This window comes from Gluconobacter sp. P1C6_b, assembly GCF_018811945.1.
In the GTDB taxonomy this organism is placed as follows: Bacteria; Pseudomonadota; Alphaproteobacteria; order Acetobacterales; family Acetobacteraceae; genus Gluconobacter.
This window is the reverse complement of the sequence record NZ_JACRVU010000003.1, coordinates 141,117-156,050: the sequence shown is the minus strand read 5'-3', so window position 1 is coordinate 156,050 and position 14,934 is coordinate 141,117. Positions and strand designations below refer to the sequence as shown.

The window sequence follows — 14,934 nt, the reverse complement described above, 5'->3', positions numbered from 1 at the left end:
TGAACCGCGGTTCGGGAACGACAAACAGGGGAGTCCCGGATATGGCCAAAAAAGTTGTTGGCTACATCAAGCTTCAGATCCCGGCTGGTAAAGCCAATCCTTCTCCGCCGGTTGGTCCGGCTCTGGGTCAGCGCGGCCTGAACATCATGCAGTTCTGCAAGGAGTTCAACGCCAAGACGCAGCAGCTCGAGCCCGGCATGCCGATCCCGGTGGTCATCACCGCCTATGCGGATCGCACGTTCTCCTTCATCACGAAGACGCCGCCGAACACGTACTTCCTGCTGAAGGCTGCCAAGATTTCCAAGGGCAGCCAGACGGTCGGCAAGTCCGCTGCGGTTGGTTCCGTGACGACGGCTCAGCTTCGCGAGATTGCTGAGACGAAGTTCAAGGACATGAACGCCAACGACATTGACGGTGCCGTGCGCATGCTCGCCGGTTCTGCCAAGTCGATGGGCCTGAACGTGGTGGAGGGCTGATATCATGGCCAAGAACAAGCGTCTGACCGCCGCACAGGCAACTGTCGAGCGTAACAAGCCGTACGGTCTGTCCGAGGCTGTCGCTCTGGTGAAGAGCAACGCCAAGGCAAAGTTCGACGAGACGATCGAAATCTCGCTGAACCTCGGCATTGACCCGCGTCATGCCGACCAGATGGTCCGTGGTCTGATCTCCCTGCCGAACGGCACGGGCAAGACCCTCCGCGTTGGCGTTTTCGCCCGTGGCCCGAAGGCTGAAGAAGCCCTGGCCGCCGGTGCGGAAGTTGTTGGTGCGGAGGATCTGGCTGAAAAGATCCAGGCTGGCGAAATCGATTTCGACCGCTGCATTGCGACGCCGGACATGATGGCTCTGGTAGGTCGTCTGGGTAAGATCCTCGGCCCGCGTGGTCTGATGCCGAACCCGCGTCTCGGCACGGTGACAATGGACGTCAAGGGTGCCATTACGGCAGCCAAGTCCGGTCAGGTCGAATACCGCGCCGAGAAGGCCGGTATCATCCATGCCGGCGTCGGCAAGGCTTCCTTCGACGAAGCAAAGCTGGTTGAGAACATCAACGCTCTGGTCGATGCCGTTCAGAAGGCTCGTCCGACGGGTGCCAAGGGTACGTATCTGAAGAAGGCAGCCCTGTCTTCCACGATGGGTCCGGGCGTTCGCGTTGACGTTGCGAGCTTTGAAGCCTGATTGACAGGTGGTCTTCCTTCTGGGAAAGACCACCACGAAATGACGTCACGCCTTCGGGTGTGATGGCTGAGGGGTGGTCCACTTCGGTGGATCGCTTCCAAACCTGTCCAAGACCGCACGTGGACCTTCGGGGCCTTAAGGATCTTTTCGGGATCGCGGGCGTCAGACGGGGCGACAGTATTTTTGTGGCTCTGCTGCGATGTGCTGGGTTCGCTCACTTCTGTGGACAGGCGAGCGGGACTGCTTCGAAAGAAGCGGTTCCATGGGTAACCTGGTCCGGTGAAAGCCGGGCTGACGAGGAGACAGGTTTTGGACCGTACGGAAAAACGGGCCTTTGTTGAGTTCCTCGCCGATGTGTTTGGCAGCACGTCCATGGTTGTCGTCACCCAGAACAAGGGTCTGACGGTTGCCGATGTGACGGAACTGCGTCGACGCATTCGTGCGGCAGGGGCGACATACAAGGTTGCGAAGAACCGGCTGGCCAGCCGTGCTCTGGATGGGACCCAATTCGACGGCATCGCGCCGCTGCTCAAGGGACCGACCGCGCTTGCGTGGTCTGAAGACCCGGCATCGGTGGCAAAGGTGATCGTCGAGTTCGCCAAGACGAACGACAAACTGGTGGTGCTTGGTGGCGCCCTCGGTTCCCAGACGCTTGGCGTCGATGGAATCAAGGCCCTCGCCGAGCTGCCGTCGCTGGACGAGCTGCGCGCGAAGCTGGTGGGTATGATCAATACCCCGGCCACGCGTATCGCAGGTGTTGTCCAGGCGCCGGCTGGCCAGCTTGCTCGCGTCTTTGGCGCCTATGCCAAGGCCGGCGACGCAGAAGCCGCCTGAGAATGAAGGTCTGCGCTGCGGCGTAGGCCTGAACCTGATCAACAGTACATCAATTTAGGATAAGACCATGGCCGATCTGGCAAAGATTGTTGAAGAGCTGTCCGCTCTGACCGTTCTGGAAGCTGCAGAACTCTCCAAGATGCTCGAAGAGAAGTGGGGCGTTTCCGCTGCTGCTCCGGTTGCAGTTGCTGCTGCTGCCGGTGGCGCTGCTGCTGCCCCTGCTGAAGAGCAGACCGAATTCACGGTTGTCCTGGCTGACGCCGGCGACAAGAAGATCAACGTGATCAAGGAAGTCCGTGGCATCACGGGCCTGGGTCTGAAGGAAGCCAAGGACCTGGTCGAAGGCGCACCGAAGACCGTCAAGGAAGGCGCGTCCAAGGACGAAGCTGCCAAGATCAAGAAGGCTCTTGAAGACGCCGGCGCCAAGGTCGAAGTCAAGTAATTCACTGACTTCAGGCTGCTTCGCTCGCGGAGCAGTCTCTGCCTGGCAGACAGATGGGGCGGGGATCGCATGCGGTTCCCGCCCGATTTGCCGTTGGAGCAAAACGGGCGTATAGTGCGCGGCTCGCCACGTACTGAAAATTTCATAATGGCCGGTCGTTCCGGTCGTCCGCAATGCTGGGCCAGTTTCCCAGCGCCGTTTACGGGCGACTCGAAGGTCTGGTGCAGAGGGCAGAAGAGATGAACGCGATCACCAAATCGTTCACGGGACGCAAAAGGATCCGCAAAAGTTTCGGGCGTATTCCCGAAATTGCGCCGATGCCCAATTTGATCGACGTGCAGCGCGCCTCCTACGAGGCATTCCTGCAGATGAACGTGAGCCCTGACAGCCGGCAGGATGCCGGGCTGCAGGAAGTCTTCCGTTCGGTTTTTCCGATCAACGATTTTGCGGGTCGCGGTCGTCTGGACTTCATGTCCTACGAATTCGAGGATCCGAAATATGATGTCGAAGAGTGCATTCAGCGCGGTCTGACCTATGCAGCGCCGCTGAAGGTCATTCTTCGCCTGACGACGTGGGACATCGACGAGGATACGGGTTCGCGCTCGATCCATGACATGAAGGAACAGCCGGTTTACATGGGCGACATGCCGCTCATGACCGATAACGGCACCTTCATCATCAATGGCACCGAGCGTGTCATCGTCTCGCAGATGCATCGTAGCCCGGGCGTGTTCTTCGATCACGACAAGGGCAAGACGCATTCTTCGGGCAAATACCTCTTTGCTGCCCGCGTTATTCCGTATCGTGGTTCCTGGCTCGACTTCGAATTCGATGCCAAGGACCTGATCTATGTCCGTATCGACCGCAAGCGTAAGTTGCCGGTCACCACGCTTCTTTATGCGCTTGAGGGGGCAAACTACCTCGCGCAGCGTGAGCAGAAGATTGCGGACGGTGGCGATGTCGAGGGTCTCGATATCCGCGGTATGGATCAGGACGAAATCCTGTCCTATTTCTACGAAGCCGTGCCGTTCACGCGTCTGGGTGGCGAATGGGCGCGTCCGTTTGATCCGGATGCGTTCCGTGGTTTGAAACTGCTCAGCCCGCTGGTGGATGCTGATACGGGCGAAGTGGTCGCCGAGGCCGATGCCAAGCTGACCGCACGCATGGTCCGCAAAATCGCGGAAAAGACCCGCGTCGTGCAGGTCGGGCGCCTCGATATTCTCGGACGCTTCCTGGCCTATGATCTCGTGAACGAGAATACCGGCGAGATCTATGGTGAAGCAGGCGAAGAGCTGACGGAAGACCGTCTGGCAGCACTTGAGGAAATGGGCATTACGGAGCTTCCGCTGCTGTCCGTTGACGGTTCGCACGGTCCCTGGATCCGCAACACGCTGGCTGCCGACAAGAACAGCTGTCGTGATGAAGCTCTGATCGACATCTATCGTATCATGCGTCCTGGCGAGCCGCCGACGAAGGAAACGGCGGAAGCCATGTTCCATGGTCTGTTCTTCGACCAGGGCCGCTACGATCTTTCTGCGGTCGGTCGTGTGAAGATGAACATGCGTCTCGATGTCGATGCTCCGGATACCCTGCGCGTTCTGCGCAAGGAAGACATCCTGCGCACGATCAAGATCATGTGCGAACTTAAGGACGGTCGCGGCCAGATCGACGATATCGACAACCTCGGTAACCGTCGCGTCCGCTCTGTCGGCGAACTGATGGAAAACCAGTATCGCGTCGGTCTGCTCCGCATGGAGCGCGCCATCCGCGAGCGTATGGGTTCCGTCGACATCGATACGGTCATGCCGCATGACCTGATCAACGCGAAGCCGGCTGCGGCTGCCGTGCGTGAGTTCTTCGGATCCTCGCAGCTCAGCCAGTTCATGGATCAGACGAACCCTCTGTCCGAAGTGACGCACAAGCGTCGTCTCTCGGCGCTGGGTCCGGGCGGTCTGACCCGTGAGCGCGCAGGCTTCGAAGTCCGTGACGTTCATCCGACGCATTACGGCCGTATCTGCCCGATCGAGACGCCGGAAGGCCCGAACATCGGTCTGATCAACTCGCTGTCGACCTATGCCAAGGTGAACAAATACGGCTTCATCGAGACGCCGTATCGTCTGGTGGAAGAGGGCGTTCTTCAGGATGGCTGGAAATATCTTTCCGCCATGGAAGAAGAGAAGCTCGTCGTTGCCCAGGCTGATGCCAAGCAGGACGATCAGGGGCGTCTGACGGATGAACTCGTTTCCGTCCGTCGTTCCGGTGACTTCCGCGTCGTTCCGCCGGAGCAGGTCACAGCCTGTGACGTTTCGCCGAAGCAGCTTGTTTCCGTTGCTGCCGCGCTCATTCCGTTCCTTGAGAACGATGACGCCAACCGTGCGCTGATGGGCGCGAACATGCAGCGTCAGGCTGTGCCGCTGGTAAAGGCTGATGCCCCGCTGGTTGGTACCGGCATGGAAGCTGCTGTTGCGCATGACTCTGGTGCGACCATCGTTGCCAAGCGTCGTGGTGTCATCGACCAGATCGATGGTGCCCGTATCGTGGTGCGTGCGACGGACGAGGCCGGTGCCACGCAGGGTGTGGATATCTACCGTCTGCGCAAGTACATGCGTTCCAACCAGTCCACCTGCATCAACCAGCGTCCGCTGGTGAAGGTCGGTGACACGGTTCATGCCGGCGACATCATCGCCGATGGTCCGTCCACCGAACTTGGTGAACTGGCGCTGGGTCGCAACGTGCTCGTCGCGTTCATGCCCTGGAACGGTTACAACTTCGAAGATTCCATCCTGATCTCCGAGCGTATTGCCCGTGATGACGTCTTCACTTCGATCCATATCGAAGAGTTTGAAGTCATGGCTCGCGATACAAAGCTGGGTCAGGAAGAAATCACGCGCGACATTCCAAATGTCGGTGAGGAAGCCCTGCGCAACCTCGACGAAGCCGGTATTGTTTATGTCGGCGCCGAGGTGAACCCGGGTGACATTCTTGTCGGTAAGGTGACGCCGAAGGGTGAAAGCCCGATGACGCCGGAAGAGAAGCTTCTGCGCGCCATCTTCGGTGAAAAGGCTTCTGATGTTCGTGACACGTCCCTGAAGCTGCCGCCTGGCACGACGGGTACGATTGTCGACGTTCGCGTCTTCTCCCGCCGCGGCGTGGACAAGGACGAGCGTGCGATGGCCATCGAGCGCGCCGAAATCGAGCGTCTCACCAAGGACCGTGACGACGAGCGTGGTATTCAGGAGCGCAGCTTCTACAACCGTCTGCGTGAGCGTCTGGTTGGCCAGATGGCCGGTGCTGGCTTCAAGGGTATCCGCTCCGGTACGCCGATCACCGAAGAGGTTCTGGACGAGCATCATCGTGCGACCTGGGCCAGCATCACGGTCACCTCCGACGAAGTCATGGCGGAGCTTGAAAAGCTGCGCGGTGAGTTCAAGGAAGCGACCCGCCGGATCGATGCGCGTTTCGACAGCAAGGTCGAGAAGCTGCAGCGCGGTGACGAGCTGCCACCTGGTGTGATGAAGATGGTCAAGGTCTTCGTTGCCGTGAAGCGCAAGCTTCAGCCTGGTGACAAGATGGCCGGTCGTCACGGTAACAAGGGTGTCGTCTCCCGCGTTGTCCCGGTCGAGGATATGCCGTTCCTTGAGAACGGTCAGGCTGTTGACATCGTGCTGAACCCGCTGGGTGTGCCGTCGCGCATGAACATCGGTCAGATCCTCGAGACCCATCTGGGCTGGGCCTGTGCCAATATCGGCGCAAGCATCGGCGATATGGTGGACGAGTATCAGCGGACCGGTGAGCGCAAGCAGGAACTGCTGGATCGCCTGCATGAAGTCTATGGCGATGTCATCTTCAACGAAGATGTGGCGACCCTGCCGAACGAGCAGCTGATCGAGCTTGCGAACAACCTTCGCAAGGGTCTGCCGATCGCAACGCCGGTGTTCGACGGTGCTTCCATTCCGGACATCGAAGAGATGCTCGAGAAGGCCGGCGTCAACAAGTCGGGCCAGTCGCAGCTGATCGATGGTCGTACGGGTGAGCCGTTCGAGCGTCAGACGACGGTTGGCTACATCTACATGCTGAAGCTGCATCACCTTGTCGACGACAAGATCCATGCACGTTCGATCGGTCCTTACTCGCTCGTCACGCAGCAGCCGCTGGGTGGTAAGGCGCAGTTCGGTGGTCAGCGCTTCGGTGAAATGGAAGTGTGGGCCCTTGAGGCATACGGTGCAGCCTACACGCTGCAGGAAATGCTGACGGTGAAGTCGGATGACGTGTCCGGCCGTACCAAGGTCTACGAGGCAATCGTTCGCGAGCAGGACGATTTCGAAGCCGGCATTCCGGAGAGCTTCAACGTTCTGATCAAGGAACTGAAGTCGCTCGGCCTGAACGTCGAACTCGAGCAGAGCGGGCTTTAATTGCCCGCTCCCTCCTTCTCGCCACGGTTCATTTTTAAGGTGTCCGCGGGACGCCGCGGTACACATTGGGGTTTCGGCGCATGAACGAACTCATGAAGATCCTGGGTCAGACCGGCCAGTCGGTGACCTTCGACCAGATCAAGATCCAGCTTGCCTCCAGCGAGCAGGTGCGGTCGTGGTCTTACGGCGAAATCAAGAAGCCGGAGACCATCAACTACCGGACGTTCAAGCCTGAGCGTGACGGTCTGTTCTGTGCTCGTATCTTTGGCCCGATCAAGGATTACGAGTGCCTTTGCGGCAAGTACAAGCGGATGAAATTCCGCGGCATTGTCTGCGAAAAGTGCGGTGTGGAGGTCACGCTGGCCAAGGTGCGCCGTGAGCGCATGGGCCATATCGAACTGGCTTCCCCGGTTGCACATATCTGGTTCCTGAAGTCCCTGCCGAGCCGCATCGCCACGATGTTGGATCTGCCGCTCAAGGACGTCGAGCCGGTTCTGTATTTCGAGAAGTTCCTGGTGCTCGACAAGGGCGTCTGTGAATCCGACCAGATCGATTCCTACAAGAACGGCAAGAAGCGCGACCAGTACCTGCTGGACGAAATCCGCTGCGAAGACCTGCTGGATGAATATCCCGATGCCGGTATCGATGTCGGAATCGGTGCGGAAGCCATCAAGCGCGCGCTGTCCAGCTATGACTGGGGTATTCCGAACGACCAGGAACGCGACCTGAGCCTTGCGGCGAAGGAAAAGGGCCTGCCGGATCCGTTCGACTATGATGCTGACGTCATGGAGGGCGATTCCGAGAAGACCATGATGCGCAAGAAGCTGCGCAAGGCGACCTCGGAAGCCGCGCGTAAGAAGCTCGTCAAGCGTCTGAAGCTGGTCGAAGCCTTCGTGGAAAGTGGCTCGCGTCCGGACTGGATGATCATGGACATCGTTCCGGTCATTCCGCCGGAACTGCGTCCGCTGGTGCCGCTGGATGGCGGTCGTTTCGCGACGTCCGATCTGAACGACCTGTATCGCCGTGTCATCAACCGTAACAACCGTCTGAAGCGGCTGATCGAGCTGCGTGCACCGGACATCATCGTCCGTAACGAAAAGCGCATGCTGCAGGAAGCTGTTGACGCCCTGTTCGACAACGGCCGCCGTGGCCGTGCCATCACGGGTGCCAACAAGCGTCCGCTGAAGTCGCTGTCCGACATGCTGAAGGGCAAGCAGGGACGTTTCCGTCAGAACCTCCTCGGAAAGCGCGTCGACTATTCCGGTCGTTCGGTCATCGTGGTTGGTCCGGAACTGAAGCTGCATCAGTGCGGTCTTCCGAAGAAGATGGCGCTTGAGCTGTTCAAGCCGTTCATCTACTCGAAGCTCGAGAAGTATGGTCACGCCACCACCATCAAGGCTGCAAAGCGCATGGTGGAGAAGGAGCGTCCGGAAGTCTGGGATATCCTGGAAGAGGTGATCCGCGAGCACCCGGTCATGCTGAACCGTGCGCCGACGCTTCACCGTCTGGGTATCCAGGCATTCGAGCCGACGCTGATCGAAGGCAAGGCCATTCAGCTTCATCCGCTGGTCTGCACCGCCTTCAACGCCGACTTCGACGGTGACCAGATGGCCGTTCACGTGCCGCTGTCGCTTGAAGCCCAGCTTGAAGCCCGCGTGCTGATGATGTCCACGAACAATATCCTCAGCCCCGCGAACGGCAAACCGATCATCGTGCCGTCTCAGGATATCGTTCTGGGTCTGTATTACCTGAGCCTTGAAGTGCCGGAATACCGCGAGACGCCTGACGAAGCCGTCATCAAGGACGGCAAGATTGTCACGGCAGCTCCGCCGGCTTACTCGGATGTCGCCGAAATCGAGAGCGCCATGCTTTCGGGTTCGCTGAAGCTGCATGACAAGATCCGTCTGCGTCTGCCGACGATCGATGCAGACGGCAAATCGGTCCGCCAGACGATCGTGACCACGCCGGGTCGTGCGCTGATTGCGCAGATCCTGCCGAAGCACCAGGCCATTCCGTTCAGCCTGATCAACAAGCAGTTGACGAAGAAGAACGTGTCCGACGTGATCGACACGGTCTATCGTCACTGTGGTCAGAAAGAAGCCGTGATCTTCTGTGACCGCCTGATGGGGCTTGGTTTCCGTCATGCGGCCCGCGCCGGCATTTCCTTCGGCAAGGATGACATGATCATTCCAGAAGCCAAGGCAACGCTGGTTGGTAAGACGTCGGAAGAGGTCAAGGAATTCGAACAGCAGTATCAGGATGGTCTGATCACGGCTGGCGAGCGCTACAACAAGGTGGTTGATGCCTGGTCACGCTGCACGGACGAAGTCCAGGCTGCGATGCTCAAGGAGATCTCCAAGCAGGTCATTGGTAAGCCGACGAACTCGGTCTGGATGATGAGCCACTCCGGTGCCCGTGGGTCGCCGGCACAGATGAAGCAGCTCGCCGGTATGCGCGGTCTGATGGTGAAGCCGTCGGGCGAGATCATCGAGCAGCCGATTATCGCGAACTTCAAGGAAGGCCTGTCGGTTCTCGATTACTTCACGTCCAGCCACGGTGCCCGTAAGGGCCTCGCGGATACGGCGCTGAAGACCGCGAACTCGGGTTACCTGACGCGTCGTCTCGTCGACGTGGCGCAGGACTGCATCATTGTCGAGCCGGATTGCGGTACGGAGCGTGGCCTGACGATCCGTGCGGTCATGGATAGCGGCGAAGTCGTTGCCTCTCTGTCCGAGCGTATCCTGGGTCGTACCCTGTCCAAGGATGTGATCCATCCGGTGACGCAGGATGTCATCCTGCCGCGTAACACGCTGATCGAGGAAGCCGAGGCCGAGCTCATCGAAAAGGCTGGTGTGGAAAGCGTCGATATCCGCTCTGTCCTGACCTGCGACAGCCGCGTCGGTATCTGCGCTCACTGCTATGGCCGTGATCTGGCCCGCGGTACGCCGGTCAATATCGGTGAGGCTGTCGGCGTTATCGCGGCGCAGTCCATCGGTGAGCCGGGCACCCAGCTGACGATGCGTACCTTCCATATTGGTGGTGCGGCAACGCGTGGTGCCGAGCAGTCCATGGTCGAAGCGTCCCGCGATGGTATCGTGACGATCAAGAACCGCAACGTCGTCGAGAATTCGCAGAAGGTTCTGGTGGTGATGTCGCGTAACTGCGAGATCCTGCTGACCGACGAAAACGGTGTGGAACGTGCCCGTTACCGTGTGCCTTACGGTGCACGTCTGATGGTCTCCGAAGGCGAAGCGGTGACGCGGACCCAGAAGATGGCCGAGTGGGACCCGTACACCCTGCCGATCATCACCGAGCAGGCTGGTACCGTCGAGTATCTCGACCTGATCGACAGCATCACGCTCGTTGAGCGCATGGATGAAGTCACGGGTCTGAGCTCGAAGGTCGTCGTTGACTACAAGCAGGCAGCCAAGGGTGTGGATCTGCGTCCGCGCCTGCAGCTCAAGGATGCTTCCGGCAACGTGGTCAAGCTCGCCAATGGCAATGATGCCCGCTACTTCCTCTCGCCGGACAGTATTCTGTCGGTGGAGAATGGAGCAGAAGTCAACGCTGGTGACGTGCTGGCCCGTATTCCTCGCGAAGGGTCCAAGACGCGTGATATTACGGGTGGTCTGCCGCGTGTGGCAGAACTGTTCGAGGCACGTCGTCCGAAGGATCATGCGATCATCGCCGAAGGCGAGGGCCGTATCGAATTCGGGAAGGACTACAAGTCCAAGCGCTGCGTCATCGTCAAGAACGACGATACGGGTGAAGAAACCCAGTACCTCATCCCTAAGGGCAAGCACGTTTCCGTTCAGGAAGGCGACTTTGTCCAGAAGGGCGATCCGCTGGTCGACGGTCCGCGCGTGCCGCATGACATTCTCAAGGTCATGGGTGTCGAGGCCCTGTCCGACTATCTCGTCAACGAGATCCAGGACGTCTATCGACTGCAGGGCGTGAAGATCAATGACAAGCACATCGAAGTCATTGTTCGTCAGATGCTGCAGAAGGTGGAAATCCTTGAGCCGGGTGATTCGACCTATCTGATCGGCGAGACGGTAGATCGTATCGAGTACGAGGGTGAAAACCAGCGTCTCATGGAGAACGGGGATACGCCTGCAAAGGCCATGCCGGTTCTGCAGGGTATCACCAAGGCGTCTCTGCAGACGCAGTCCTTCATCTCGGCGGCCTCCTTCCAGGAGACCACCCGTGTCCTCACGGATGCGGCGACGTCGGGCAAGGTGGATACCCTCAACGGTCTGAAGGAGAACGTGATTGTCGGGCGTCTGATCCCGGCAGGAACGGGCAGTGTGATGAACCGTCTGCGGGGCATCGCTGCCAGCCAGGACCGTCAGCGTGTCGGTGGAACGTCTCCGAAGGCCGTCGAAGACGCAGCGGAATGAGAAAGGGATCCCCGCTTTTGAATGAGGCGGGGATCCGGCTCGCCCGATTCCGGAAACTTTCTTTGCAGAATCGGGCCATTTCGGCTGAACCACTTGACTTGGCGTCGAACCCTTCGTAGGTTCCGCGCCCTCGGCTACTGCCTTCCCGGAAGGCTGAAAAAGCCGACGAAGTTTAAAGAATCGCATGCGGTGCCGCTATTCTCTCAGGAGGAAATGCCAAGGCCGCACGCTAAAGAGAGAAGGGAACAGCTCAGGCTGTTTCCTTTTCACGATGTGGAAATGGCAGGCGGTCCTACCGCATGTCGGTTGGAACAAATGTCACGACAGAAACAGCAATGTTGCTGTCTGAAATAGGACAAGGATTGGGAAGGGCGCATGCCGACCATCAACCAGTTGATCGCGAACGGCCGTGAGCCGGCCGCAAAGCGGAACAAGGTCCCCGCACTGCAGGGCTGCCCGCAGAAGCGCGGCGTTTGCACGCGTGTGTATACCGTAACGCCGAAGAAGCCGAACTCCGCTCTGCGTAAGGTCGCCAAGGTGCGTCTGACCAACGGGTATGAGGTCGTGAGCTACATTCCGGGTGAAGGCCACAACCTTCAGGAACACAGTGTTGTTCTGATCCGTGGTGGCCGCGTGAAGGATCTTCCTGGCGTCCGTTATCACATCCTGCGTGGTGTGCTTGATACACAGGGTCTCGCCAAGCGTCGTCAGCGTCGTTCGCTGTATGGCGCGAAGCGTCCGAAGTAAGAGGTATTTGGAATGAGTCGCCGTCACCGCGCTGTAAAGCGCGAGATCCTTCCCGATCCGAAGTTCGGAGACGTCGTCATTACGCGCTTCATGAATGCGCTGATGTACGATGGTAAGAAATCCACTGCCGAAGGCATCGTTTACGGTGCTCTCGAAGTCATGCGCCGTCGCGGCGGCACGACTGCAGATCCGGTGGCCATGTTCCACTCGGCTCTGGACAACGTGAAGCCTGCGGTTGAAGTCCGCTCGCGTCGCGTCGGTGGCGCAACCTATCAGGTTCCGGTTGAAGTCCGCGCCGAGCGCCGTCAGGCCCTCGCGATCCGCTGGCTGATCGATGCCTCCCGCAAGCGTGGCGAGAACACGATGCAGGAGCGTCTGTCCAACGAACTGATGGATGCGGTCAACAACCGTGGCTCCGCTGTCAAGAAGCGCGAAGACACGCACCGTATGGCTGAAGCCAACAAGGCATTCAGCCACTATCGCTGGTAATCAGAACCGGTTAAAGGGCTTCCGGCAGTGTCTCGATCTCTGGGTCGGGCACTGACTGGTTTGAACTTTCAGTCTTACTCCCGTTCCAGGTGGAGCGGGGTTTTGGAGAAAGACGATGGCAAAGGCTAAATTCGAGCGGACGAAGCCGCACTGCAACATCGGCACCATCGGTCACGTCGATCACGGCAAGACCTCGCTGACTGCTGCAATCACCAAGACGCTGGCTAAGACCGGCGGCGCCACCTACAGCGCGTACGACCAGATCGACAAGGCTCCGGAAGAGCGCGCCCGTGGTATCACCATTTCCACGGCTCACGTTGAGTACGAGACGGCTGACCGTCACTACGCTCACGTCGACTGCCCGGGCCATGCTGACTACGTGAAGAACATGATCACGGGTGCAGCTCAGATGGACGGCGCGATCCTCGTCGTGTCCGCTGCTGATGGTCCGATGCCGCAGACCCGCGAGCACATCCTGCTTGCCCGTCAGGTTGGCGTGCCGGCACTGGTCGTGTTCCTGAACAAGGTTGACCAGGTTGACGATCCGGAGCTGCTCGAGCTCGTGGAAATGGAAGTTCGTGAGCTTCTGTCTTCCTACCAGTTCCCGGGCGACGATATCCCCATCGTCAAGGGCTCCGCTCTTGTGACGCTGGAAGATGGCGATCCGTCCATCGGCGAAGACCGCGTTCTCGAACTGATGACGCAGGTTGATGCCTACATCCCGCAGCCGGAGCGTCCGGTTGACCGTCCGTTCCTGATGCCGATCGAAGATGTGTTCTCGATCTCGGGTCGTGGTACGGTTGTCACGGGTCGTGTCGAGCGCGGCGTTGTCAACGTGGGCGACGAAGTCGAAATCGTTGGCCTGAAGGACACCGTCAAGACGACCGTTACGGGCGTCGAGATGTTCCGCAAGCTGCTCGATCGCGGTGAAGCCGGTGACAACATCGGTGCACTGGTTCGTGGCACGAAGCGTGAAGACGTCGAGCGTGGCCAGGTTCTGGCAAAGCCCGGCTCCATCACGCCGCACAAGAAGTTCAAGGCTGAGGCTTACATCCTCACGAAGGAAGAGGGTGGCCGTCACACGCCGTTCTTCACGAACTACCGCCCGCAGTTCTATTTCCGTACGACCGACGTCACGGGCGTCGTGACGCTGCCGGAAGGCACGGAAATGGTCATGCCGGGTGACAACGTTGCCATGGATGTGGAGCTGATCGCTCCGATCGCCATGGACGAAGGCCTGCGCTTCGCTATCCGTGAAGGTGGCCGTACCGTGGGTGCCGGTGTGGTTTCTTCCATCACCGCCTAAGTCCTGCGTTTAGCCGTTGGCTTTGACAGCCCCGGTCAGATTTTTTCTGACCGGGGTTCCCTTTCAGGGGCAATGGCAGTAGGACGACACCCGAATTTTTGAGTTGGACGAACAAGAACATGGACAACCAGAACATCCGCATTCGCCTTAAGGCGTACGATCATCGCGTGCTGGACAACAGCACCAAGGAGATCGTAAACACGGCGAAGCGTACGGGTGCGCGGGTTCGGGGTCCGATCCCGCTGCCGACGCATATCGAACGGTTCACGGTGAACCGCTCGCCACACGTGGATAAGAAAAGCCGCGAACAGTTCGAAATTCGGACTCACCGCCGGCTGCTCGACATTGTCGAGCCGACCCCGCAGACCGTGGACGCCCTCATGAAGCTCGACCTCGCCGCTGGCGTGGACGTCGAGATCAAACTCTAAGGTCCAGACGATGCGAACCGGATTGATTGCAAAGAAGCTGGGAATGACCCGGCTGTTTAAGGAAGATGGCACGCATGTGCCTGTGACGGTCCTTCACCTTGACAATGTCGAGGTTGTGGATGCCCGCACGAACGAGCGCGATGGCTACACCGCCATTCAGCTCGGACTTGGTAATGCCAAGGTGAAGAATGTCACCAAGGCAAACCGTGGCCATTTTGCCCGGACCAAGGTCGAGCCAAAGAAGCATCTGGCGGAGTTCCGCGTCTCTGAAGACGCCCTGCTGGAAGCTGGAACCAAGCTGTCCGCTGCTCACTTCGTTGTGGGGCAGAAAGTTGACGTCACGGGCCAGAGCAAGGGCAAGGGTTTTGCGGGTGTTATGAAGCGTCATAACTTCGCAGGTCTCGAAGCGTCCCACGGCGTCTCCATCAGCCACCGTTCCCATGGTTCTACAGGCCAGCGCCAGGATCCTGGCAAGGTCTTCAAGGGAAAGAAGATGGCAGGTCACATGGGTGACGAGCGTGTTACCACGCTGAACCTTGAGGTCGCTGCCGTGGATGAAGAGCGCAACCTGATCATGGTCAGGGGTGCAATTCCTGGTGCGAAGAACGGCCTTGTGCTGATTCGCGATGCAATCAAGAAGGCTCGCCATGCTGATGCGCCGTATCCGGCAGCAACAGTGGCGGCCGCCGGTTGAGGACGAGGG

The 14,934-nt window shown here is 59.1% G+C and carries 11 protein-coding genes; all 11 read left to right on the top strand.

Annotation, left to right across the window (positions count from 1 at the left end):
* The first annotated feature begins 41 nt into the window (after positions 1-41).
* Complete coding sequence (gene rplK, locus KP701_RS03930) at positions 42-476, top strand: 50S ribosomal protein L11 (protein ID WP_008852418.1); 435 nt, start codon at positions 42-44, stop codon at positions 474-476.
* Between the two features lie 4 nt (positions 477-480).
* Positions 481-1,173 (top strand): 50S ribosomal protein L1, encoded by a 693-nt coding sequence (rplA, locus tag KP701_RS03925; RefSeq protein ID WP_011251974.1) that lies wholly within the window; start codon positions 481-483, stop codon positions 1,171-1,173.
* Positions 1,174-1,482: 309 nt separating this feature from the next.
* Positions 1,483-2,007: a 50S ribosomal protein L10 gene (rplJ, locus tag KP701_RS03920; protein WP_215745803.1), complete on the top strand. Its 525-nt coding sequence runs from the start codon at positions 1,483-1,485 to the stop codon at positions 2,005-2,007.
* Positions 2,008-2,074: 67 nt separating this feature from the next.
* Positions 2,075-2,449, top strand: coding sequence for a 50S ribosomal protein L7/L12 (gene rplL, locus KP701_RS03915; protein WP_041110858.1), 375 nt, complete (start codon positions 2,075-2,077; stop codon positions 2,447-2,449).
* Positions 2,450-2,688: 239 nt separating this feature from the next.
* Positions 2,689-6,861, top strand: coding sequence for a DNA-directed RNA polymerase subunit beta (gene rpoB, locus KP701_RS03910; protein ID WP_215745967.1), 4,173 nt, complete (start codon positions 2,689-2,691; stop codon positions 6,859-6,861).
* 80 nt (positions 6,862-6,941) lie between these two features.
* On the top strand, positions 6,942-11,261 hold the full coding sequence (gene rpoC, locus KP701_RS03905) for a DNA-directed RNA polymerase subunit beta' (RefSeq protein WP_215745802.1): 4,320 nt from the start codon (positions 6,942-6,944) through the stop codon (positions 11,259-11,261).
* Positions 11,262-11,636: 375 nt separating this feature from the next.
* Positions 11,637-12,008: a 30S ribosomal protein S12 gene (gene rpsL / locus KP701_RS03900; protein ID WP_011251969.1), complete on the top strand. Its 372-nt coding sequence runs from the start codon at positions 11,637-11,639 to the stop codon at positions 12,006-12,008.
* A gap of 12 nt (positions 12,009-12,020) precedes the next feature.
* A complete protein-coding gene (gene rpsG, locus KP701_RS03895) occupies positions 12,021-12,497 on the top strand; it encodes a 30S ribosomal protein S7 (protein ID WP_011251968.1) in 477 nt (158 codons plus the stop codon).
* Positions 12,498-12,612: 115 nt separating this feature from the next.
* A complete protein-coding gene (gene tuf / locus KP701_RS03890; protein ID WP_062368211.1) occupies positions 12,613-13,803 on the top strand; it encodes an elongation factor Tu in 1,191 nt (396 codons plus the stop codon).
* Positions 13,804-13,922: 119 nt separating this feature from the next.
* Positions 13,923-14,231, top strand: a complete 309-nt coding sequence (rpsJ, locus tag KP701_RS03885) for a 30S ribosomal protein S10 (protein ID WP_007282720.1) — start codon at positions 13,923-13,925, stop codon at positions 14,229-14,231.
* A 10-nt stretch (positions 14,232-14,241) separates the two neighbouring features.
* Positions 14,242-14,925, top strand: a complete 684-nt coding sequence (gene rplC / locus KP701_RS03880) for a 50S ribosomal protein L3 (protein WP_215745800.1) — start codon at positions 14,242-14,244, stop codon at positions 14,923-14,925.
* The last annotated feature ends 9 nt before the right edge of the window (positions 14,926-14,934 follow it).